This window comes from Streptomyces sp. R-74717 (assembly GCF_047305335.1).
Classification (GTDB): Bacteria; Actinomycetota; Actinomycetes; order Streptomycetales; family Streptomycetaceae; genus Streptomyces; species Streptomyces atratus.
In genome coordinates this window covers 3443943-3466933 of the sequence record NZ_CP102361.1, presented here as the reverse complement: position 1 = coordinate 3466933, position 22991 = coordinate 3443943, and the positions used below count along the sequence as shown (strand labels likewise).

The following is a 22991-nucleotide window of genomic DNA, read 5'->3' as shown; positions in this document are numbered from 1 at the left end:
CGGGCCCCTCGTCGTGCGTACAGCGACCGGTCAGGTCTCGAAGCGTCAGGCCTCGAAGACCTCGGCGACCAGCTGTGCCTGCTCGGCCTGGTGGCGCTTGGCCGAACCGACCGCCGGGGACGAGCCGTGCGGCCGCGAGATGCGGCGCAGACGCTCACCGTGCGGGACGTCGGCGCCGACGGCCAGGTCCAGGTGGTCGATCAGGTTCAGGGCGATGAACGGCCAGGCACCCTGGTTGGCCGGCTCCTCCTGGGCCCACAGGTACTTCTCGGCGTTCGGGTACTTGGCGATCTCGGCCTGGAGCTCGGCACCCGGCAGCGGGTACAGGCGTTCCAGACGGATGATCGCCGTGTCCGTGACACCGCGCTTCTCGCGCTCGGCCTCCAGGTCGTAGTAGACCTTGCCGGCGCAGAAGACAACCTTGCGGACCGCGTTCGGGTCGACCGAGTCGTCGCCGATCACCGGGCGGAAGCCGCCGGTGGTGAACTCCTCCGCCTTCGACGCCGCCGCCTTGAGGCGGAGCATCGACTTCGGGGTGAAGACGATCAGCGGCTTGTGGTGCGGGTTGTGCACCTGCCACCGCAGGAGGTGGAAGTAGTTCGACGGCAGCGTCGGCATGGCGACCGTCATGTTGTCCTGCGCGCACATCTGGAGGAAGCGCTCCGGGCGGGCGGACGAGTGGTCCGGGCCCTGGCCCTCGTAGCCGTGCGGCAGGAGCAGCGTGACGCCGGAGGTCTGGCCCCACTTCTGCTCGGCCGAGGAGATGAACTCGTCGACGACGGTCTGTGCGCCGTTGACGAAGTCACCGAACTGGGCCTCCCAGATGACCAGCGACTCCGGACGGGCCAGCGAGTAGCCGTACTCGAAGCCCATCGCCGCGTACTCGCTGAGGAGCGAGTCGTAGACGTTGTAACGGGCCTGGTCGTCGGCGAGGTAGAGCAGCGGGGTGTAGTCCTCGCCGGTCACCTGGTCGACGAGGACCGCGTGCCGCTGGCCGAAGGTGCCGCGGCGGGTGTCCTGGCCGGCGAGCCGGACCGGGGTGCCCTCCATCAGCAGCGAACCGATGGCCAGGGTCTCGCCCATGCCCCAGTCGATCGTGCCGTTCTCCACCGAGGCCGCGCGACGCTGCATCTGCGGCATCAGACGGGGGTGGACGGTGATCCGGTCGGGGATGTTGACCTGGGACTCCGCGATGACCTTCACGACCTCCTGGGAGACCGCGGTGGTCACGGCGACCGGGAACTCGGGCTGGACCTCGGGGGTGTGCGCCGGAGCCGGCAGCGAGGTGGCCTCGCGGACCTCCGCGAAGACCTTCTCCAGCTGGCCCTGGAAGTCCTGCAGCGCCTGCTCGGCCTCTTCCAGCGTGATGTCGCCGCGACCGATGAGGGACTCGGTGTAGAGCTTGCGCACCGAGCGCTTCTTGTCGATCAGGGTGTACATCTGCGGGTTGGTGAACTCCGGGTTGTCGCCCTCGTTGTGACCGCGGCGGCGGTAGCAGATGAGGTCGATCACGACGTCCTTGTTGAACGCCTGCCGGAACTCGAAGGCCAGGCGCGCGACACGGACGACGGCCTCGGGGTCGTCACCGTTGACGTGGATGATCGGCGCCTCGATCATGCGCGCCACGTCCGTGGCGTACATCGAGGAGCGCGAGGACTCCGGGGCGGCGGTGAAGCCGACCTGGTTGTTGATCACCACGTGCACGGTGCCGCCGGTGCGGTAGCCGCGCAGCTGCGACATGTTGAGCGTCTCGGCGACGACGCCCTGGCCCGCGAAGGCCGCGTCGCCGTGGAGCGCGACGGGCAGGACCGTGAAGTCGGTGCCGCCCTTGTTGATGATGTCCTGCTTGGCGCGGGCGATGCCCTCCAGGACCGGGTCGACCGCCTCCAGGTGCGAGGGGTTGGCGGCCAGCGAGACCTTGATCTGCTCGCCGTCCAGACCGGTGAAGGTGCCCTCGGCGCCCAGGTGGTACTTCACGTCGCCGGAGCCGTGCATCGACCGCGGGTCGAGGTTGCCCTCGAACTCGCGGAAGATCTGCGCGTACGACTTGCCGACGATGTTCGCCAGGACGTTCAGCCGGCCGCGGTGGGCCATGCCGATGACGACCTCGTCGAGGCGGGCCTCGGCGGCGGAGTCGATGACCGCGTCGAGCAGCGGGATGACGGACTCGCCGCCCTCCAGCGAGAACCGCTTCTGGCCGACGTACTTGGTCTGCAGGAACGTCTCGAACGCCTCGGCGGCGTTGAGCCGGCGCAGGATGCGCAGCTGCTCCTCGCGCTCGGGCTGCTGGGTGCGCGTGCGCTCCACCCGGTCCTGGATCCACTTGCGCTGCTTCGGGTCCTGGATGTGCATGAACTCGATGCCGGTGGTGCGGCAGTACGACTCTCGCAGCACACCGAGGATGTCGCGGAGTTTCATCATCGACTTGCCGGCGAAACCGCCGACCGCGAAGTCCCGCTCCAGGTCCCACAGGGTGAGGCCGTGCTCGGTGATGTCCAGGTCGGGGTGCTTGCGCTGGCGGTACTCCAGCGGGTCGGTGTCGGCCATGACATGGCCGCGGACCCGGTAGGAGTGGATCAGCTCGAAGACCCGCGCGGCCTTGGTGACGTCGCTGTCGTGCGAGGCGTCGATGTCCGTGAGCCAGCGGACCGGCTCGTACGGGATGCGCAGCGCCTTGAAGATCTCGTCGTAGAACTCGTTCTCGCCGAGGAGGAGCTGGGCGACGATCCGCAGGAACTCGCCGGAGGCGGCGCCCTGGATGACCCGGTGGTCGTACGTCGAGGTCAGCGTCATGACCTTGGAGATGCCCAGCTTGTTCAGGGTGTCCTGAGAGGTGCCCTGGAACTCTGCCGGGTAGTCCATCGCGCCGACGCCCATGATGAGGCCCTGTCCGGGCATCAGACGGGGCACCGAGTGCACGGTGCCGATGCCGCCGGGGTTGGTCAGCGAGGCGGTGACTCCGGTGAAGTCGTCCATGCCGAGCTTGCCGTTGCGGGCGCGGCGGACGATGTCCTCGTAGGCCTGCCAGAACTCGAAGAAGTTGAGCGTTTCGGCCTTCTTGATGGCCGCGACGACCAGCTGGCGGTCGCCGTTCGGCTTCACCAGGTCGATGGCCAGACCGAGGTTGACGTGGTCCGGCTTGACCAGGGTCGGCTTGCCGTCCTTCAGCGCGAAGGAGTGGTTCATCGCCGGCATGGCCTTGAGGGCCTGCACCATCGCGTACCCGATGAGGTGCGTGAAGGAGATCTTCCCGCCCCGGGCCCGCTTGAGGTGGTTGTTGATGACGATGCGGTTGTCGAAGAGCAGCTTCACCGGAACGGCGCGGACGGACGTGGCCGTCGGCAGCTCCAGTGAGGCGTTCATGTTCTTCGCGACGGCGGCCGACGGGCCGCGCAGCGTCACGTACTCGGGGCCGGCCGCGGCCTCGGTGGCCTCAGTCGCGGCAGGCTTGGCCGGGGCAGGAGCGGCGGCCTTCGCGGCCGGAGCCGGCGCGGCCTTCGCCGGGGCTGCCGGAGCAGCAGCAGCGGGAGCGGCCTGTACGGGCGCCGGAGCCGCGGGCGCGGGGGCCTTCGCGGCCGGAGCCGGGGCCTGCGCCGGAGCGGCCTGGGGTGTGGTGGCCGGTGCGGTGGCGGCCTGGGCCGGGGTCACCGCAGCCCCCGCGGCTGCGGCGCCGGGAACGGGCTTGTCCGCCGTGCCGGACGTACCCGGCTTGTAGTCGGCGAAGAAGTCCCACCAGGCGCGATCGACCGAACTGGGATCCTGGAGGTACTGCTGGTAGATCTCGTCGACGAGCCACTCATTGGGGCCGAAAGCCGCAGCCGGGTTCGTACCCGGGCTGGCTTGGTCGGTCGAGATGCTCGAGTTACTGGGGGACTGAGACGACACGGCGGCAACCGCCCTCTTCCGCTTCACAAGGTGATGGACAGCGGAAATCAAGGCTACGCCTCCTCAGCCGTTCCATGCAGGCCGGGCCGGTCTTCGTCGTGCAAGTCACATCGGAAGGCGGGTTTCGGCTCAGGAAATGGCGGGAAACAAGCATGGTTCCGCTTCACTTCGGGTACGCGGGACCGCGGCTACGGCCCCCTGGACCGTACCCCTTGAACAGAACACGTAGAACGTGCCCTTCCGGTTCGAACCCTATGTCAACCTCGCGGTTGCCGAATCCCCGGAAGAGTGACCTGGATGCGGCAGCCGCGAGCGGATTCGGCCACGCCGATTCGTCCGCCGTGCAGGTCCACCGCCCAGCGGGCGATCGCCAGGCCCAGGCCCGTACCGCCGTCGCTGCCCGGACCGTGCGGGGACGGCACCTCACCGCGGTTGAAACGCTCGAAGACCCGGTGCCGCTCGGACTCCGGAATGCCTGGGCCCTCGTCCAGGACCTCCAGTGCCAGGGATTCCGGTCCGGCCCCGCGCCGGGCCAGCACGGTGACCCGGCCGTGCGGCGGGCTGTGCTTGACAGCGTTGTCGATCAGATTGGCCACCACCTGGTGCAGCCGTTCCGCATCCGCGTGCGCGGTCAGCTCGGGCGGCGACACATCCAGATGCAGATGTACGTCCTTGCGGGTGTGGTTCCCGGAGCCGGAGGACAGCCGGCGGTGCGAGGCGGCGAGGTTCGCCTCCTTCAGTACGCCCGACAGATACGGCCACACCTCGAAACGGCGGGCCTTCAGCGTCACCACCCCGTTGTCCAGGCGGGACAGATCCAGCAGCGTCTCCACCAGCCTGCCGAGCCGCTCGGTCTGCTTCAGGGCCGTGCGCATCGTCTCCGGATCGGCCGAGGACACCCCGTCCACGACGTTCTCCAGCACGGCTCTCAGTGCCGCGATGGGAGTGCGTAGCTCATGCGACACATTGGCCACCAGCTCCTTCCGGTGCCGGTCCACGGCCTCCAGATCGTCCGCCATGCGGTTGATCGTCTGGGCCAGATCGCCGAGCTCGTCACGCCGGTCGGCGCCGCTCACCCGTCGGGTGTAGTCACCGTGCGATATCGACCGGGCCACGGTCGTCATCTCGTCCAGCGGCGCAGTCAGACCGTGCGCCACGAACTGGGTGATCAGCAGGGTCGCGATCACCGAGAACACCGTGATGAAGCGCAGTTCGGTCCTGGTGCGCAAGGCCACCATCAGCAGCCCGGTGGTGATGAACACCGAGACCACCACGAGCGTGCCCAGCTTGGCCTTGACCGAGAAAGGGCGCAGTCCGGAACCGGGCCGGGTCATGGCGCCGGGGTCTCCAGGGCGTAACCGACACCGTGCACGGTACGGATCCGCTCCGCACCGATCTTCCGGCGCAGCGCCTTGATGTGGCTGTCGACGGTACGGGTGCCGGAGGCGTCCGCCCAGTCCCAGACCTCGGCCAGCAACTGCTCCCGGGAGAGCACCGCACGCGGGGTGTTGGCCAGGCAGACCAGCAGATCGAACTCGGTCGGCGTGAGGTGGACGTCGTCGGCGCGCACCCGGACCCGGCGCTGCGCGTGATCGATCTCCAGCTCGCCGAGGCGCAGTATGCCGCTGCGCGGTGTCACCGCGGCCAGCGCCGCACGCTCGACCCGGCGCAGCAGGACGTGCACCCGGGCCGCCAGCTCGCGCATCGAGAACGGCTTGGTCATGTAGTCGTCGGCGCCGACCCCGAGGCCGACCAGCATGTCGGTCTCGTCGTCCCTGGCGGTCAGCATCAGCACCGGCACCGGCCGCTGGGCCTGCACACGGCGGCAGACCTCCAGGCCGTCGAAGCCGGGGAGCATGATGTCGAGCACCATCAGATCGGGCTGCCATGCCTCGGCCGCGTCCACGGCGGCGGGTCCGTCGAGTGCGGTCTGCACCAGAAAGCCCTCGGCCCGCAGCCGGGCGGAAATGGCATCGACGATTGTGGCGTCGTCCTCGACCACCAGCACCCGGCGCTGCGCGCCCGGCGTGGCCGCGACACCGTTGTGGGTGGTGTGTGTCTGTTCCATCGCCCCGCCCCTGCCCGCTCTCACGGGGGCCATTCCCCCGGACGCACGGTCTTCGCTTGTGGATTTCGTGGGTGATCCCCGTTACCGGTCAGCAGCGTAAAGGCAGCGGAGTGCTCTCGGCTACGCAGGGTGTAACGGCTTGGGTGCGACGAAGTGGCGGAGTGTCGGCCTTGTGGCGCTTGGCCCCCGGGCGTCCGGGGGTCACGGATACCCGGTGGGGGCTCTCAGTGCGTCCGAAGTGCGAGATGCACCACGTCGGGAACACCTCGGGCAACACTGACCTCTTCCGTCCTAACCCCAGTGAATCCGGCATTCCGCAAAGCTTGTTCGAACTCGGCGGACGGTTGTGCGGACCACACCGCGAGAACGCCGCCCGGTGTCAGCCGCTCCCGGCAGTCCGCCAGACCGGCGGGGGAGTACAGGCTCGTGTTGCCCTCCGTGACGGTCCAGTCCGGTCCGTTGTCGATGTCCAGGCACAGGGCGTCGTAACGGTCCGTAGTCGTATGCAGGTACGAAATGAGATCCGTCGTCAGGATCGCGGTCCGCGGATCGGCGAGCGCCGCACCGGAGATCCCGGCCAGTGGCCCCTCCAGATGCCAGTCCACGATCGCCTGCTCCCGCTCGACGACGGCGATCCGCCCCCACCGCGGCTCGGCGGCGGCCCGGACGAGCGAGAACCCCACCCCGAGACCCCCGATGAGCACCGCCGGTGCCTCCCGGTCGGCGGGCAGCGCGGCCAGCGCCGCGTCGATCAGCAGCCGCTCGGAACGCCCGTCGGAGGTGTCCATCAGAAAGCACCCGTTGGCGATGATCTCGAAGTCGTCCCCCCGCTCCCGCAGAACGACCTCGCCGTAAGGCCCTTCGCGGCGGTCGAGCGTGACGGGGGCGAGTGTGTCGGGGCCGTGGATGTCGGGCATGGTGCGGGTCTCCGGTGGATGGCGGACACGGTCACCGCCATCCTGGCCGCTCGACGCGGCCGAAGGCCAGCGGATTGCCGGATCCGCCCGCTCCATCCGATCCGCCCGGGGGGAGCGTGCACCGTTGCGCGGCCCGGGGCGTGCGACGGACGAGAGTTACGCGCTCCGGGGGCGCGCAACGTCCAGGGTTACGCGCTTTCCGGGCGCGCGCCGCCGAGAGTCACGTGCTCTCCGGGCGCGCGCCGCGCACCGCGAGGAGGGTCGCCCCGATCACGTACGCCGTCAGGGCCACCGCCCACGCCGCACCCTGCGGACCCGGCTGCATCGGCCAGGCCCACACCGCCGCTGCGCCGCCCGGGGTGTCGGGCACCGCCAGATAGACGGCGCTCCCGTAGACCGTCATCGGCAGCCAGCTCAGCCGGGCACCGATCAGGGCGGCGGAGGCCGCGGCCACCCCGGTCGCGCCGAGCACATTGCGCACCATGCCCGGTGCGCCGAACGCCTCCGGGTGCCCCGGGACCGCCGACGCGAGTGCTCCGGCCGTCAGCACGGTCAGGATCAGCAGATGCAGCAGCCGACGCGGCCACCAGCGGCGTACGGCGGTTCGGTCCAGCTCGTCGCTGTGCGCGTGCAGGCTGGTGCCGATCGCGGCGGAGGCGAGCAGCGGGGCCAGCACGATGACCGGTACGCGGGCGGTGTGGTCGAAGTACGGCTGGTCCTCCAGCCAGTGGGCCGCCCAGGCGGCGACGAGGGCGATGCAGGTCAGGGCGGCGGCGGTGAGGGGGAGGGCGCGGGAGCGGATATAGAGGACGGGGACGGGCGGTGTGGCGTGGATCAGTCGGTGGTTCACAGGACCGGGACCTCCGCGGGCGTGCAGTCCGCCGGGACGGCCAGGAAACGGCCGAGCCAGACCTTGCGCTGGGCGTCCGGCATGGCTTTGAGGCGGGCGAGATGGCGCGAGTTCGGATACCACAGCGAGTCCTCGCCGCTCAGCCAGGTGATGACGGCGTCAGCCGTGCGTGCCATCCGCTCGTCCTCCTTCCGGCCTTTCTCGTCCGGGCCGGCCTTGCAGTCACGGTTCACCAGACCGAGGGCGGTTTCCCGGACGTACCTGTGGGGATCGGTCAGCCGGTTCCGGGTGATGCCCCAGCCACGCCTCACGTGTGCGAGAGCGGCTTCGCCGTCCTTCGGGCCGGACTCGTTGTCCACGAATCTGAACGGTGCGCCCGGGACTCCCTCCAGCCGCGAGAACATCCCCTGCAACGCCTTGGACGCCTGGGGGAGCACCGGGGCATCGGAGGCTCTCATGCAGATCTGCGGTGTGCCGGGGGCGGCTTTCGTGCAGACCTTGCGCGCCACGGCCGGATCGTCACGGAACAGGTCCTCGCCCGTGTGCGCGATCAACGTTCCGGCCGCGATCGCCAGGGCTAGCGGAACAACGGCCAGGTGGCGCCGCCGTGCCGCGTACCCGAGCAGCACGGCGACGGCGATACCGCCCGTCCACGCCACCAGAACCGGGGCGAACCACCACACCGGTACGTATCCGTCCAGGATGAGTTTCTGTGCCGGGCTCAGGAATCGGGCTGCCACGTCCAGATAGCCCGGGAACCCGAGGCCGACGTACGCGCACACTGCCAGCACCGGAGCGATCAGCCGCCACCGCACCAACCGGCCGATGACGAACCCCACGAAGCCGATGGACAGCAGGAAACCGAGGTCCGTGGCGACGATCGAGATGGACGGGCTGCCTGCCCCGGTGTACGGAGCGGTCGCCGCGAACACCACGGCCAGCGCGAACAGATACCCGGCCGCCGCCCACAGCGCGATCGGCGTCGCGGCCGTCGTCGCCTGCGCGAGCCGGCTGCGCGGCACCGAGAGCAGCAGTTCCGCGGTACGGCGGCGATGCTCCCGGCCGCCCTGCCAGCACGCGGCCGCGGCGACGAGCGGACCGGCGAGCAGCCCCGCCGTCGAGTGCAACTGGTTCTGGGTCTCGCCCCAGCTGCCCTGCCACTGGGATGCCTTGCCCCACAGCGGAACGAGGACGGTGAGGGCGACCGCAAGCCCGGTCCAGGGGGCGAGGCCGTGCCGGAGCTCGGCCCACAGCGCGGTGTGCGTCCGACGGCGTACCGGTGCTTCGGGCTCCGTCATCGGTGCGTCACCGCCGCCCGGTGCGCCCGCAGCGCAGCGGTGTAGCCGCGCTCGATCGGGTTGCCGTCCGGCCCGTGCGCTCCGGTGTCCTTACCGCCGAGGGCCATCAGCTCCTGTGTCGTACCCCGGTAGGCGATCCGGCCCGCCTCGATCAGCGTCACCTCGGTGCAGGCCGCGGCGACATCCTCGACCAGATGGGTCGAGACGATCACGGTGGACGTGCTGCCCAGCTCGCGTATCAGCGCCCGGAACTCGACCCGCTGCTCCGGGTCGAGACCGGCGGTCGGCTCGTCGAGCAGCAGCAGGTCCGGATCGTTGACGATCGCCTGGGCGATGCCGACGCGCCGCACCATCCCGCCCGACAGGGTCTTCACCCGGGCGTCGATCCGGTCCGTCAGACCCACCCGGGCGACCGCATGCTCCACGGCCGCGGGCACCGCCGCCGCGTCCATCTCCTTGAGCCAGGCCACATAGGCGACGAACTCGCGGACGGTGAAGCCCGGGTAGTACCCGAACTCCTGCGGCAGATAGCCGAGCCTGCGCCGGACCGCCGCCCGGCTGCGATGGCCGGACTTCGCGCCGACCTCGCTGCCGAACAGCTCCACCCGGCCGCCGGACGGTGCGGCGACCGTCGCGAGCACCCGGATCAGCGAGGTCTTGCCCGCCCCGTTCGGCCCGAGGAGCCCGTGCACACCGGGTGCGAAGTCGAGGTCGACGGCGTCGAGCACGGCCGTTCTGCGGTGCCGCACGGTCAGTTTCCTGACCGTGACCGTGCTCATGACCGTGGTGCTGTTCATGCGTTCACGCTCACAACGTCTCCAGATGGTCGAAGGATCTACGGCGTGCGGCGAGCAGCGCGGCGCACACCAGCGCCCCGGCCGCCCAGCCGCCCTGTGCGGTGGGCCCTGCGAAGTACTTCGCGGCCTCGGCCGCCGGCTCGCCGATCTCCGGGGAAGAGCCGGCGAAGGCGGGCAGAAGCACGGCGGCAGCCCAGGCCACGGCGACGGACGAGGCGCCGGTACGGCAGCCGACGTACGAACCGAGGGCGAGCGCCGCCAGCGTCATCGCCAGCCCCGGCAGCAGCCATGCCGCCGGGCCCGGCCCCGCGGCGGACGGCGGAAGCGCGGCCCCGGCGAGGGTGAGCGCCGGGATGCTCACGCCGAGCACCGCGGCGGTTCTGGCCAGCAGCAGCCGCAGCCCGCCGGACGGGGTGGCGGCGGTGATCTCGTGCATCGGGTCCGTGTGCCGTCCGTAGGAGACGACGACCCCGGCGAGCGGCAGCACCGGCGCGATGACGAGGAGCAGCGGCCGCATGGCCGCGCCGAGCCCGGCCCCGTACGCCAGAGCGAGGGCGCCTACGGCCACCAGCACCAGCGCCAGCAGCCACGCACCGCGCAGCGCGGGCCCGGCGGCCCACAGCAGACGCCCGGCGCGGGTGGCGGACCCGGGAAAGCGGACGCGACCGTTCAGGACGGCCCGGGTCGAGGACGCGAGGAAGAGGAAGCGGACCTGGCTGCTCCGGACGGTCCCGCTCTCCGGAGCCCCATCCGCCGCCACCGCGGCCAGCACCCCCGCCCGCACCCCGTCCAGCAGCGCCGCTGCCTCCTGCTGTGCCCGTACCGCCGCCGAGACCCGTGCCGCGCACCCCCCGCACGTCTCCACGTGCTTCTCCAGGGACCAGGCGTCCGTCTCCGCCACCGAACCGGCTGCGTACCGCTCGGCCAGTTCTCCGCCCACGTGCCAGTGGGTCATGCCGTCGCCTCCCCTCATGCCGTGCCTCCCAGCGGACCGGCTTCCGGCGCCAGCAGTTCCAGCGCGGCGCGCAGCTCGCGTCTGGCCCGCATCGCCCGGGTCTTGACCGTGCCTTCCGGTATGTCCAGGAGCCGGGCCGTCTCACGGGTCGTCAGCCCGTCGATGACCGTCGCGCGCAGGACCTCGCGCAGCTCCGGCGAGATCCGGTCGAGTGCGGCGCCCACATCCCCGTACTCCAGACCGGCCAGCACCCGATCCTCGGCGGACGGCGCGGCGGCTGCCCATTCCTTGCTCCCGGCCCGCTCGGCCTCGGCCTGTGCGGCGAGACCGGCGCGGGCGTGGACCCGCTGCGCGTCCACCAGCCGGCGCGAGGCGATCACCCAGAGCCAGCCGCCGATCCGCCCCCCGCGGTGCGATCCGGCGGAGCGCCAGGCCGTCACGAAGGTGTCCTGAAGGACTTCCCGTACGGTCTCGGTATCCGCGCACCGTCTGCTCAGCCGGGCGAGCAGCCAGCCGGCGTGCCGGTCGTAGAGCGTCGCCAGGGCCGCCGTATCCCCCTGCGCGACGGCACGCAGCAGCGCGTCGTCGTCATTTCGGTCCTCCCCCGAGGGGCGCAACAGGCTCACACTCCCTCTATCGAGCACCGGACCCGAGTCGGTTCACACGTGGCTCAGGCACATGAGGCACACGGAGGGGGAGAGTCGGAGTGTGCCGACGGCCACGCCTGCCCTCGAGCCACCGTCCGTCGATCCGACCACGGTGATCGAAGACGCGGCGGCGTTCAGCGCGGAATCACCCAGCCCGGTGCCCAGGTCCCGGCGGCGTCGTGGCCGGCCGCTGTGGCGGCGAGGTGGGCGCGGAGGGTGGCCAGCGCTGGGTGGGGGTTGTCGCGGTGCCAGAGGAGCGAGTGCGGGTAGACGGGCGTCGGGTCGGTCACCGGGATGCGGCGCAAGTCGTGGCCGGTGGGCCAGATGAGGCGGGTGTGCCCGCCCATGAAGGTGGCCAGGGCCGGGGTGTCGGAGATGGTGTCGAGGAGCGCGTCGGAGCCGAAGTTGGGGCCGGTCGCCTCGATGGTGAGGCCGAACTCGGCGACGAGGTCGTGGTAGTAGGCGGCCCACTCGGTACCGGGGACGATGCCGGGCATCCAGATCCGGTGCCCGGCGAGCTGGGCGACGGTCACCGACCGGGCGCCCGCCAGCGCGTGGGCGGGGCCGGTGAGGAGCTGGAGCGGCTCGTCGAGCACCCGGACGGACTCGATGTCCTCGGGAAGGGGTCGGCCGGGCGCGGCGACGGCGCGGAAGGACGCGTCGATCGCACCGGACCGGATGGCGGCGATGGCTGTCTCGATCTCGAACAGCATCACCACGTCGAGGTCGATCTCGGGGTACGCGCGGTGGAATCCGCGCATCAGGCCCGACTGCGCGCCGCGCGAGGCGATCACGTCGACGCGCAGCGGACGGCGGCCGGTGCGCACGGACGCGACCGCGCGCTCGGCGACGCGCAGCAGCTCACGTGCGTGGGGCAGGAACGCCTGCCCGTCGATGGTGAGCTCGGCGCCGCGGGGGGCGCGGGTGAACAACCGCACGCCGAGGCTGCGCTCCAGCGCGGCGATGCGCTTGGAGACGGCCTGCTGGGTGACCGCCAGCTCGGCGGCGGCCTCCTGGAACTGCCCTGCGTCGGCGGCGGCGACGAAGGTCCGGACGGAGTTGAGGTCCATGTCGACACCCTATGAGCACAACCATTGGTTGTGGCCAGGCGGTCCTACGGTTGTTTGATCCCCGGGCCTGGTGCTCGCTTTGATGCTTCCGATCGCGGATCGGTTGTGCGAGTGAGCGGCGAGGGGCGGCGGGCATGAGGAGCGGGCACCGGCTGGGACATCTGCTCGGACATCGGCTGGGGCCGCGGTTCGGGTGGCTCTGGGGAGCGTACGGGACCAGCGCGCTCGGCACGTGGCTCGCCTTCGGCGCGTTCCCGCTGATCGCCATCCAGGTGCTGCACGCCGGACCGGCCGAGGTCGCCGCGCTCTCCTCCGTGGGGGCTGCGGTGGGCGCGGCCGTGGCGGTGCCGCTCGGCCCGTGGGTGGAGTTCCGCCGCAAGCGGACGGTGCTGATCGCGATGGACCTGGTGCGGTTCGCGGCGCTGCTGACGATCCCCGCCGCGTTCGCGCTCGGCGCGCTCACCTTCCTTCAGCTCCTGCTGGTCTCGATCGTCGTCGCGGCGGCCGACATCACCTTCCGCGCCGCCTCCGGTGCGTACCTGAAGACGCTGCTGCCGGCCGAGGACCTGCTCGTCGCCAACGGCCGGTTCGAGTCCACGGCCTGGACGACCACGATCATCGGACCGCCGCTGGGCGGCGCCGCGATCGGGCTCCTCGGTCCGGTGGCGACGGTGGTGGCCGACGCGGTCAGCTACCTGCTCTCGGCCCTGGGCATCCGCGCGACGGGCGGGCACGAGCCGCTGCCCGAGCGCCGGAAGGCCGCGCGCATGCGGGCCGGGGACCTGCTCGACGGTTGGCGGTACATCCTCGCCGACGCGACGCTGCGTCCGCTGTTCTTCAACACCGCCTTGTTCAACGGCCTGGTGATGGCGGTCCAGCCGCTGCTGGCCGTCCTGATGCTCGGCCGACTCGGGTTCGCACCGTGGCAGTACGGCCTCGCCTTCGCCGCGCCCTCGATCGGCGGGCTGCTCGGTTCGCTGCTGGCCCGACCGCTCGTCACCCGGTTCGGGCAGCACCAGGTCCTGGTCGTGGTCGGGACGCTGCGCGCGATCTGGCCCGTCGGCCTGGCCTTCCTGGGGCCGGGGACCGGCGGGCTGCTGCTGGTGATGGGCGTCGAGTCCGGGCTCATCTTCTGCTGCGGGGTCTTCAACCCCGTCTACGCCACCTACCGCCTCGAGCGCACCGCGACCGACCGGGTCGCCCGCACGCTGTCCGCCTGGGCGGTGACGACCAAGGCCTCGACCGCGCTCCTGACGGCCGTCTGGGGCGTGCTGGGCGGCCTGCTCGGCCCGCGCACGGCCATCGGCCTGGCCGGTGTGCTCCTGCTGGCGACCCCGCTGCTGCTCCCTCGCCGCGCGGCAACGCTTCCCTCCGAACCGGAGCCGGCCCCGAGCAGCGCCTGACGGGCCGCCACGGCCGTCACCGCTATCGGGCTGCGCCGCCCTTCTTCGGAGCGGAACCCCGCGCCCGGACGCAAGGTCACTCTGCACAACTCAAGATCACACGCAAAGTGATGCTGCAAAACGAAAGGTTCACCGTCACAGGACAGACCGTCACAGGACAGCGTTTGTCCGATGCGGCCGAGAGCCGCACCCATCGGCGGCCGTGACCAGCGAGACGAAAGGTAGGTCTGCACGACCGATGTCGAGGTTGTGCAGACCTACCTTTCGCTTTCCGCCCCAGCGGGCGCCCTGCTTGCAGCCACAGAGCCGACCGACCTGCGCAGATTGTCGGGTGACACCAGAACGTCAGCGGTCGGCGACACGAGAAGTGTCAAACCGAGACGATGGCCAACTGGTGTGGCGGCCAGGCAGGCTGACCACGCCGGGGGAACAGATCAGCGAAGTCCTCGTCGGTGAACAGCGGGCCCAGAGCTTCCCGGATCCGCATGCACGGACAGCCCTTCGGGAACGCCAGCCGGGCCACCTCGGCAGTCCGGGCCGGGCCCTTGCCCGGGACGTGCGGACGCAGCGACACTTCGATCACCTCACACGCGCACCCCCACGCCAACCGCACCCATCATCCCGCCACCACAAGGTCATTCGGAGCTCGCTGCCGAATTCGCCAACGGTGTCCTGGACATGACCGCGAGCAGCCATGCAACGGGGCTGTGCTGCCGCAGTGGACGCCAGATTCGGTGCGGCAGCGCCCAGGAGGGCGAGGCGGGCGTGGCAATCGAACCAGTGGCCGCCTGACACGACAGAACGCCACCCCAGTCACGGCGTCTTGCCGGGCAGGGCCAAGGCGACGGGGGACAAGAGGGCGTACGAGCAGGGTGGCGAAGCGCCGTAGGCCACATGTCCGGCGTTCCCAGCCCACCCGTCGGGCTCGGGACGCCGTTGTGCGTGTTCAATGCCGCTCGCGGATTCGCACGACCGACAGTTGCGTCAACCGGCGGTGCAGCTCGCCGCATTGTGCCCGTAAGGGCAGCTCTCGCCGCCCTTACGTACCTGGCCCCGGGGGCAACCCATCGCGTATGCAGGTAGGTAGTGATTCAGCGCAGAAGGGGCCCCATGCACAACCATGACGACGCCAGGACGACCGGCATCGAGCAGGGGCGTACCAGGGCCCGTAAGCCCGTGGCCGAAGGCGGGACACCGCCCCAAGGCATCCTCGCCCTACAGGGGACCGTCGGCAACGCGGCCGTCGTCCAGATGCTTTGTCGATCAGGCCACCCCGGGGCGCAGGAGCAGCACCAGCACGATGCCGGCTGCGGCCACGGAACCGGGCAGCCCGCTGTGCAGCGCTCGGCCGTCCACGAGGTGCTGCGCACCAGCGGCCGCCCCATGGGTGACTCGACGCGTACCGACATGGAGGCCCGGCTCGGCGCGGACTTCTCCGATGTCCGCATCCACAACGACAGCGCCGCCAAGGCATCGGCGGCCGAGGTGGGCGCTCGCGCTTACACCTCCGGCAGCCACATCGTCATAGGCGACGGTGGCAACGACAAGCACACCCTGGCCCACGAACTCACTCACGTCATTCAGCAACGCCAGGGTCCCGTCGCAGGCACGGACAACGGTTCGGGACTCAAGGTCTCCGACCCCGCGGACCGCTTCGAGCGGGAGGCCGAGGCGAACGCGACGCGGGCGCTGGCCGGAGCCGCACCGGTGCGGGCCGAGGGTTTGGAGAGCGGCACGGTACGCGGCGGGGGGCACGCCGTCCAGCGCATGGCGCAGGACGAGCTGAGCGCGGAACAGAAGGCGGTAGTGAAGCCCGTGCTGGAGCAGGCGACCGCGCTGGCCGACGCCGCCAAGAAGATCCTCTCCCACACGGACGCTGAGGAAGCGGACGAACAACTCGCCCTCTTCACCAAGTGGTTCGGCAACAAGCACGTCATGATCGAGGACGTTCGCGCCAAGTTCGCCACTCTGGCCTCCCGGCTCCCCAACCTCGAAAGCGAACTCGTTCCGTACAACCCGACGGAAGCGGTCGGCGAGAAGGACGGCGAACCGGAGTACGCGGATCAGGCATTCGTCGCGGCCTGGACCCGTAAGGGCGAAGTGATCCGGCTGACGAGCCTCTTCTGGTCGTGGTCGAAGAAGGAACAGGCCGAGTGCCTCCTCCACGAGTTGACACATATGCTCTGGGACACCAAGGACTCCTCCGGCTTCGGCCCGGAGAAGGCGCTCGCTCACGCCAAGGACAACCCCATGGGAGCCTGCGACTGCGCCTACAACTTTCAGTACTACGCGGCGGACGCACACAGGCGACCGGAGCTCCAGACCAAGCAGCGGGAGGAGTTCGCCGGGGTCCCCCTCGACATCGGGGACGGTTCGGGCTTCGACCTGTTCGGTTCCGACGACGACTTCTTTGGCGCAGGCTCGGATTCGGATTGAGCCGTCCGCCCCCGCCCCAGGGGGCTCCATCAACAGGAGCGCCCTGTACGCCCCAAGGGGCCCTGCCTCGGTCGCGTCCGTCGCCGCAGCCATCGCCGGGCTGACCGACGCCGGACTCCTGGTCCTCATCGACGACGACACCGCCGTCCTGGCCGACGACGTCCACTACAGCCTCCGCGACCTCGATCATGCTTGCTGCGGAGGCCATCGGAGCCACGAGAGAGACGCTCGTCGGAGAAGCTGTCAGCGACGCCTACGTCATGCGGTTCAAGAAGAACGTGACCATGTCTGAGGCAGCCGCAGCGTGGGAGCCCATCGTGGAGTCGCTGCTGGCCTTCGCCCCGGGCCGACTTCGGGACTCCCTGGTGACATCGACTCTGCGTAACCGGCAGGCGGTCGACACGGCGCTTCGCAACTTCCGCTCTCAGGTGGTGGCAGCACGCAAGCACAACCGAACAACCTACGAGCTCTTCATGGACCAGGTGGTGTCTCGGGGGACTGCAAAGCGAAGAGATCCACGTCAAAGGACAGCGTTCGCTCGATCGCTCACAGCGAACATGTGCTGGGGAACAATGAGCGGCTCAGGAGCATTGAGTCTGCATAGCTCAACTTGACTGCCGAAGGGGAGATCATGGCTACCGAGTCCAATGCGGTCACTCCGCTGGCCCTGCCCGTGCTGCCGCTCGACGACGAGGTCGTGCTGCCCGGGATGGTGGTGCCTCTGGACCTGTCCGACACCGATGTGCGCGCCGCCGTGGAAGCCGCACAGGCCGCAGCCCGGGAGGGCGGCGGCAAGCCCGAGGTGCTTCTTGTGCCGCGGATCGACGGGACGTACACCGGCACCGGTGTCATCGGCACCGTCGAACAGGTCGGACGGCTTTCGGACGGGGATCCGGGCGCGCTCATCCGCGGCCGTGGCCGGGTACGGATCGGGGCCGGGACCAGCGGACCGGGTGCCGCGCTCTGGGTGGAAGGGACACGGGTCGACGCGGTCGTCCCCGATCCGCTCCCCGGAGCCGCCGCCGAACTGGTCAAGGAGTACAAGGCGCTCGCCACCAGCTGGCTGAAGAAGCGTGGCGCCTGGCAGGTCGTGGACCGGGTCCAGCAGATCGAGGACATCTCCGCGCTTGCCGACAATTCCGGCTACTCACCCTTCCTCACCACTGCCCAGAAGGTGCAGCTCCTGGAGACCGTGGACGCGGTCGCCCGGCTGAAGCTCGCCATCCAGTGGCTCGGTGAACACCTTGCCGAGCAGGACGTCGCCGAGTCCATCGCCAAGGACGTCCAGGAGGGCGTCGACAAGCAGCAGCGCGAGTTCCTGCTGCGGCGCCAGCTCGAAGCCGTACGGAAGGAGCTCTCCGATCTCAACGGCGGTTCTGGTTCCGGCGCAGACGAGTCCGACGACTACCGGGCCCGCGTCGAGGCCGCCGATCTTCCCGAGCACGTCCGTGAGGCCGCCCTCAAGGAGGTCGACAAGCTGGAGCGCTCGTCCGACCAGAGCCCCGAGGGCTCGTGGATCAGGACCTGGCTCGACACCGTCCTCGAACTGCCGTGGACCGAGCGGACCGAGGACGCCTACGACATCCGCGGCGCCCAGGAGATCCTCGACGCCGAGCACGCGGGCCTGCAGGACGTGAAGGAGCGGATCACCGAGTACCTGGCGGTACGCAAGCGGCGCTCCGAGCGCGGTCTCGGCGTCGTCGGCGGGCGGCGCGGCGGTGCCGTGCTGGCGCTGGTGGGTCCGCCGGGCGTGGGCAAGACCTCGCTCGGTGAATCCGTCGCGCACGCCATGGGCCGCAAGTTCGTCCGCGTCGCGCTCGGCGGTGTACGGGACGAGGCGGAGATCCGCGGCCACCGGCGTACCTACGTCGGTGCCCTGCCGGGACGTATCGTCCGGGCCGTCAAGGAGGCCGGTTCGATGAACCCGGTCGTCCTGCTCGACGAGATCGACAAGGTCGGCTCCGACTTCCGGGGCGACCCGGCCGCCGCCCTCCTCGAAGTCCTCGACCCGGCGCAGAACCACACCTTCCGCGACCACTACCTGGAGGTCGAACTCGACCTCAGCGATGTCGTCTTCCTGGCGACGGCCAATGTGCTCGAGGCCATCCCGGAGGCCCTGCTCGACCGTATGGAGCTGGTCAGGCTCGATGGCTACACCGAGGACGAGAAGGTCGTCATCGCCCGCGACCACCTGCTCCCGCGCCAGCTGGAGCGGGCCGGTCTGGAGAAGGACGAGGTGACGCTCGACGAGTCCGCGCTGCGCAAGCTGGCCGGCGAGTACACCCGTGAAGCGGGCGTACGAAATCTGGAGCGGGCCGTCGCCCGGCTGCTCCGCAAGGTCGCGGCCCAGCACGAACTGGGCGACCGGGAACTCCCGTTCACGGTCACCGAAGCGGATCTGCGCGGTCTGATCGGCCGGCCCCACCACATCCCCGAGTCCGCCCAGGATCCCGCCGAGCGCCGCACCGCGGTGCCGGGCGTGGCCACCGGACTCGCGGTGACCGGTGCCGGTGGTGACGTGCTGTTCGTTGAGGCGTCGCTGGCCGACCCGGAGACCGGGGCGTCCGGACTGACCCTCACCGGTCAGCTCGGCGACGTCATGAAGGAGTCCGCGCAGATCGCGCTGAGCTTCCTGCGGTCGCACGGCGCGGAGCTGGAGCTGCCGGTCGCGGACCTGAAGGACCGCGGCGCGCACATCCACTTCCCGGCGGGCGCGGTCCCGAAGGACGGCCCGAGTGCCGGCATCACCATGACGACTGCGCTGGCCTCGCTGCTCTCCGGACGGCTGGTCCGTACGGATGTGGCGATGACCGGTGAGGTCTCGCTCACCGGACGGGTGCTGCCGATCGGCGGCCTGAAGCAGAAGCTGCTGGCCGCGCACCGGGCCGGGATCACCACCGTGGTGATCCCGAAGCGGAACGAGGCCGACCTGGATGATGTCCCGGCCGAGGTCCTGGACACCCTGGAGGTCCACCCGGTGACGGACGTCCGCCAGGTGCTGGAGATCGCCCTCGCCCCGGCCTCCGCGGCCAGGCGCGAGGAGAGGATCCCGGCCGCGGCGTAGGCGCCATGGCGTGACGGGCGTGGCACCACGTGCGCGACCGGTACGGACGGCCCGCCTTCCCGGCAACGGGCGGGCGGGCCGTTCCGCGTGCGCCTGGGGGCCTCGCTTCTCGGGACGTACGGCTCAGGGACGGTAGATGGTCCCCGGGACCGGCTCCGCGGGCGCCATCAGCTGCGGGACGGTGACAAAGGTGTAGCCCTGCTTCTTCAGCGCGTCGATGATGCCCGGCACAGCGGGCACCGTCCCCTTGTAGATGTCGTGCAGCAGGATGATGCCGTCCCGGCTCGCCTGGTCCAGGATGCGCTTCTTGATCAGCGCCGAGTCGGTCGTGGAGTAGTCCTTGGCGGTCGCGCTCCACAGGATCTGGGAGAGCCCCAGGTCCTTGCTGATGTCCGAGACGGTGTCGTCGGTACGGCCCTGCGGCGGGCGCATCAGGCGCGGCTTCTTGCCGGTGATCTCCGCTATCGCGTCCTGCGTCTTCTCCAGCTCGGCACGTATCTCGGCGGGCTTCTTGTCCGTCAGGATCTCGTGGGTCCAGGTGTGGTTGGCCACCTCGTGCCCCTCGGCGGCGAGCCTGCGCACGGTGTCGGGGTGCTTCTTGACGTGGTTCTTGCCCAGCAGGAAGAAGGTCGCGTGCACCTTCTTCTCCTTGAGGACGTCCAGCAGATGCGGGGTGTCCTCGCCCGGTCCCGCGTCGAAGGTCAGGGCTATGCACTTGGCCTTGCGGCAGTCCACCGGGCCGAAGGAGCCCTTGGCGTCGGAGCCTGCGTCGCCCCGCGCGGAGGCCGGAGCGGTGGTCTGCATGGAGCAGCCGCTCAGCGTCAGGGTGAGTGCCGTCACAAGAGCGGCGGCCAACCCCGTGCCGATCGACTTCGTCTTCATGGGCAAGGCGGGTCACTCCTCCGTAGCTGAACAAGGCGCACGGTGTGCGGCGAAGAAGGACTATACACACGGCGTATACGTCGGGTGCATAGAGGGCCTTCAGTGTCGGCGCGGAGGGCGAAATGCCTGATCAGGGGGCGTGAACAGGGAAGAGCCCCGGCGACTGGGTGGGTCGCCGGGGCCCTGCTGTGCGAAGTGTCGGACCGGGCGGGCGCGGCAGGCCGGCTCAGCCGTTGGCGAGGGCCTGTACGCGGTCGAGGGCGCCGTTGAAGTGGTTGTGGTCACCGACGTAGGGGCCGGACGAGGTGTACTGCCAGATCGTGTAGTAGCTCCAGCCGGCCGGGAGTTCGCCGACCGTGGTGTTGTAGCGGGCCACCCACAGCGGGTTGGTGGTGCCGAAGCTCGCATTGTTCCCGGTGCAGGTCTGCCACCAGCTGGTCGCGGTGTAGATGACCGCGTCGCGTCCGGTGCGCGCCTTGTAGGTGTTCACGAAGTCACGGATCCAGGACACCATGCCTGCCTGGGTCTTGCCGTAGCACTGCGCGCCGTACGGGTTCCACTCGATGTCGAGCACGCCGGGCAGGGTCTTGCCGTCCTTCGACCAGCCGCCCCCGTGGTCCACGAAGTAGTTGGCCTGGACGGCGCCGCTCGTGGTGTCCGGGGTGGCGAAGTGGTACGCGCCCCGGATCATGCCGATGTTGTACGAGCCGTTGTACTGCTGGGCGAAGTACGGGTTCGTGTAGTACGTGCCCTCCGTGGCCTTGGTGTAGGCCCATTTCACGCCGCTGTTCCAGAGAGTCGCCCAGTCGACGTTGCCCTGGTGGCTGCTGACGTCCACACCTTCGGTCTGGACGGCGCGGGTGTCGCGCGGCAGTCCGCCCTGGCCGTCGTGGGCGACGACGCCCATGCCCATCGTGGCCGTGCCGCGCGCGGGTTTCTTGGCCGCGGCGGCGGTGTCGTGGGTGCCCGCGGCGCTCGCCGCGCCGGGCAGGGTGAGGAGGAGGGAGAGGGCTGCGAGCAGGGTGCCGGCCGCGGCGAAGCGCGAGCGGCGGGATGTTCCGGATCTGGATCTGAGCACCGGCATGTGAGTGCCTCCGAGGCCTTGGTGGGGGGGACGTGCTGATCCCAGGGGGACGCCGGGCGAACCCCTGTCGGCATGTCGTGGTGTGAACATGCCATGCATGACGCTACGCACGTAGACCCGCGCTGCGGAAGGGGGCCTGTGTGCTGCCGTTGGTCTACGCCTGCGAAATACTGACCAAGCTGCGGCGATGACCAGCGGCGAAAGAAACTTTCAGCGGCAGGAAAGCTCATGAGGGGTGTTGACGTGCACGGGAGCGAAAGCGGTAGTGAACCCGGCGCGAGCGGAGAAAGTGGTGTGGACCACGCATTCCTTGCCCTGGAGCGGGAGTTGGCCGTCTTTCTGCGCCGGGCGCGGGCCAGCTCCGGGGAAATGGCGCGCGAGGTCCACCCCGAACTGGAGGCCGCCGCATACGGACTTCTCGTGCGGCTGGAGTCGGCCGGGCAGCAGCGGGCCACCGATCTCGCGGCCTACTTCGGGGTCGGCAAGGCGACCATGAGCCGTCAACTGCGTGCCCTGGAGGCCCTCGGGCTGGTGGCGCGCGAGCCCGATCCGGCCGACGGCCGGGCCTCCCTCGTCCACCTCACCGCCGAGGGTCTGGCCCGCTACCGCAGTGTCCGCGACGCCCGACGCGACCGCTATGTGCGCAAGCTCGCCGACTGGGACCGGGCCGAGGTGGCCGAACTGGCCCGGCTGCTGCACCACTTGAACGCCCGGGCCGAGGACTGAAGCCCCGGCCCGCCCTCTCCGGTGTGCCGTCACAGCACCGCGTAGACCGCCGTCGCGTCGTCGTGGGTCTTGCTGCGGTGCAGATACGTGCGCTCCGAGTCCGCGTCCTCCAGTGCCCTGACGCGGTCGATCAGCCCCTGTGGGCCTTCCTTGTGGAGCACCCCGAGGCAGTCCGCCCAGTCGCCGGCGCGGAACATCTCGGTCCAGCGGGCTGCCCCGTCGGTCAACGCGGCCAGCGCCCGCACCTGGCCGAGCGGGGTGCGCCCGATGACCGCGCGGGCCGCCACGGAGGGGTCGGCGGCGGCGGTGAAGAAGCCGCCCTCCTTGTTGCGCACCTGTGCGTCGGTGATTGCTTCGTCGGCCAGGGAGCCCGGCGGCAGGCGGTCCAGCCGGTCGTCGAGGAGGGGGTGCACGGTTCCGTCCGACGCCTCGAACAGCAGTACGGAATCGGACAGCACCAGGTGCTCGATCTCGTGTTCGTCCCAGCGCGCCATGACGACCGTGGCCTGCGGCGTCCTTGCGTGAGAAAGGTCACACGAGGAGCGGTGTGTATCGGCGGTGTGCCGGATGGACTCGGCCAGGATCTCCTGGAGGGTCAGATCCCGTCGCGAACCGGACAGTTCGACCAGTGAGCCGCCCAGCCGTGCGGTGAACCAGGGGACCGAGTGCGCACAACCGTCGTCATCCTGCGGCGGAGTCACTCCGTCGAGCAGGATCAGCGTCCCACCCTGGCCGGAGGCGGGCAGGGCGGTGGCGGCCCAGTCCTCGTTCGGTCGTTCAGTGCTGCCGGCGACGGTGGCGAGTTCGATTCGCATACAGCCAGTCTGCACGACGCCTTCACGAGCCCTGCACTGCCCATGGTTGGCCTGTACCGGCAGGTCAGGCGGATGTCCGGAGCGGAAGGAAAGG

At 70.2% G+C, this 22991-nt stretch carries 17 protein-coding genes and 1 pseudogene; 4 read left to right on the top strand and 14 right to left on the bottom strand.

The features are described 5' to 3' along the window. Positions 1-45: 45 nt before the first annotated feature. From NRF20_RS15495 to NRF20_RS15450, 10 genes are all read right to left on the bottom strand, one after another. The gene (locus tag NRF20_RS15495; protein ID WP_413752757.1) at positions 46-3885 is read right to left on the bottom strand and encodes a multifunctional oxoglutarate decarboxylase/oxoglutarate dehydrogenase thiamine pyrophosphate-binding subunit/dihydrolipoyllysine-residue succinyltransferase subunit; all 3840 of its coding nucleotides are present in this window, start codon (positions 3883-3885) and stop codon (positions 46-48) included. Between the two features lie 257 nt (positions 3886-4142). After that, a complete protein-coding gene (locus tag NRF20_RS15490; RefSeq protein WP_266358016.1) occupies positions 4143-5219 on the bottom strand; it encodes an ATP-binding protein in 1077 nt (358 codons plus the stop codon). After that, a complete protein-coding gene (locus NRF20_RS15485) occupies positions 5216-5953 on the bottom strand; it encodes a response regulator transcription factor (RefSeq protein ID WP_014154105.1) in 738 nt (245 codons plus the stop codon). The genes NRF20_RS15490 and NRF20_RS15485 overlap by 4 nt, the downstream gene beginning before the upstream one ends. A 224-nt stretch (positions 5954-6177) precedes the next feature. Then, positions 6178-6870: a spermidine synthase gene (locus tag NRF20_RS15480; RefSeq protein WP_398631108.1), complete on the bottom strand. Its 693-nt coding sequence runs from the start codon at positions 6868-6870 to the stop codon at positions 6178-6180. A gap of 220 nt (positions 6871-7090) precedes the next feature. Continuing rightward, the gene (locus tag NRF20_RS15475; protein WP_398631107.1) at positions 7091-7720 is read right to left on the bottom strand and encodes a hypothetical protein; all 630 of its coding nucleotides are present in this window, start codon (positions 7718-7720) and stop codon (positions 7091-7093) included. Then, positions 7717-9018, bottom strand: a complete 1302-nt coding sequence (locus NRF20_RS15470; RefSeq protein ID WP_413752755.1) for a hypothetical protein — start codon at positions 9016-9018, stop codon at positions 7717-7719. The genes NRF20_RS15475 and NRF20_RS15470 overlap by 4 nt, the downstream gene beginning before the upstream one ends. Continuing rightward, positions 9015-9815: an ABC transporter ATP-binding protein gene (locus tag NRF20_RS15465; protein ID WP_398631105.1), complete on the bottom strand. Its 801-nt coding sequence runs from the start codon at positions 9813-9815 to the stop codon at positions 9015-9017. Before NRF20_RS15465 ends, NRF20_RS15470 begins: the two co-directional genes overlap by 4 nt. A 10-nt stretch (positions 9816-9825) precedes the next feature. Further along, on the bottom strand, positions 9826-10770 hold the full coding sequence (locus tag NRF20_RS15460; protein WP_398631104.1) for a zf-HC2 domain-containing protein: 945 nt from the start codon (positions 10768-10770) through the stop codon (positions 9826-9828). 14 nt (positions 10771-10784) lie between these two features. Continuing rightward, positions 10785-11396, bottom strand: a complete 612-nt coding sequence (locus tag NRF20_RS15455; RefSeq protein WP_398631103.1) for an RNA polymerase sigma factor — start codon at positions 11394-11396, stop codon at positions 10785-10787. Between the two features lie 155 nt (positions 11397-11551). Beyond that, the gene (locus tag NRF20_RS15450) at positions 11552-12487 is read right to left on the bottom strand and encodes a LysR family transcriptional regulator (RefSeq protein WP_398631102.1); all 936 of its coding nucleotides are present in this window, start codon (positions 12485-12487) and stop codon (positions 11552-11554) included. Positions 12488-12621: 134 nt separating this feature from the next. Between NRF20_RS15450 and NRF20_RS15445 the strand changes: the two genes are divergently transcribed. Continuing rightward, positions 12622-13890, top strand: a complete 1269-nt coding sequence (locus NRF20_RS15445) for an MFS transporter (RefSeq protein WP_398631101.1) — start codon at positions 12622-12624, stop codon at positions 13888-13890. Between the two features lie 373 nt (positions 13891-14263). Here the strand turns inward: NRF20_RS15445 and NRF20_RS15440 are convergent. Next, positions 14264-14464 (bottom strand): annotated as a pseudogene (locus tag NRF20_RS15440) (IS5/IS1182 family transposase); the annotation flags it as partial. A gap of 536 nt (positions 14465-15000) precedes the next feature. On the opposite strand from NRF20_RS15440, the gene NRF20_RS15435 reads away from it, so the two are divergent. Further along, positions 15001-16326, top strand: coding sequence for a DUF4157 domain-containing protein (locus tag NRF20_RS15435; protein WP_413752754.1), 1326 nt, complete (start codon positions 15001-15003; stop codon positions 16324-16326). A gap of 631 nt (positions 16327-16957) precedes the next feature. Further along, positions 16958-19390: an endopeptidase La gene (lon, locus tag NRF20_RS15430; protein ID WP_398631099.1), complete on the top strand. Its 2433-nt coding sequence runs from the start codon at positions 16958-16960 to the stop codon at positions 19388-19390. A 123-nt stretch (positions 19391-19513) separates the two neighbouring features. Here the strand turns inward: lon and NRF20_RS15425 are convergent, their stop codons facing one another. After that, entirely contained in the window at positions 19514-20272 is a 759-nt protein-coding gene (locus tag NRF20_RS15425) for a polysaccharide deacetylase family protein (RefSeq protein ID WP_413754563.1), read from the bottom strand. Between the two features lie 226 nt (positions 20273-20498). After that, entirely contained in the window at positions 20499-21356 is an 858-nt protein-coding gene (locus NRF20_RS15420; RefSeq protein WP_266358002.1) for a lysozyme, read from the bottom strand. Positions 21357-21584: 228 nt separating this feature from the next. Between NRF20_RS15420 and NRF20_RS15415 the strand changes: the two genes are divergently transcribed. Continuing rightward, the gene (locus NRF20_RS15415) at positions 21585-22082 is read left to right on the top strand and encodes a MarR family winged helix-turn-helix transcriptional regulator (protein ID WP_398631098.1); all 498 of its coding nucleotides are present in this window, start codon (positions 21585-21587) and stop codon (positions 22080-22082) included. 29 nt (positions 22083-22111) lie between these two features. Here NRF20_RS15415 and NRF20_RS15410 read toward each other — a convergent pair whose 3' ends face one another. Continuing rightward, positions 22112-22897, bottom strand: coding sequence for a hypothetical protein (locus NRF20_RS15410; protein WP_398631097.1), 786 nt, complete (start codon positions 22895-22897; stop codon positions 22112-22114). Between the last annotated feature and the right edge of the window lie 94 nt (positions 22898-22991).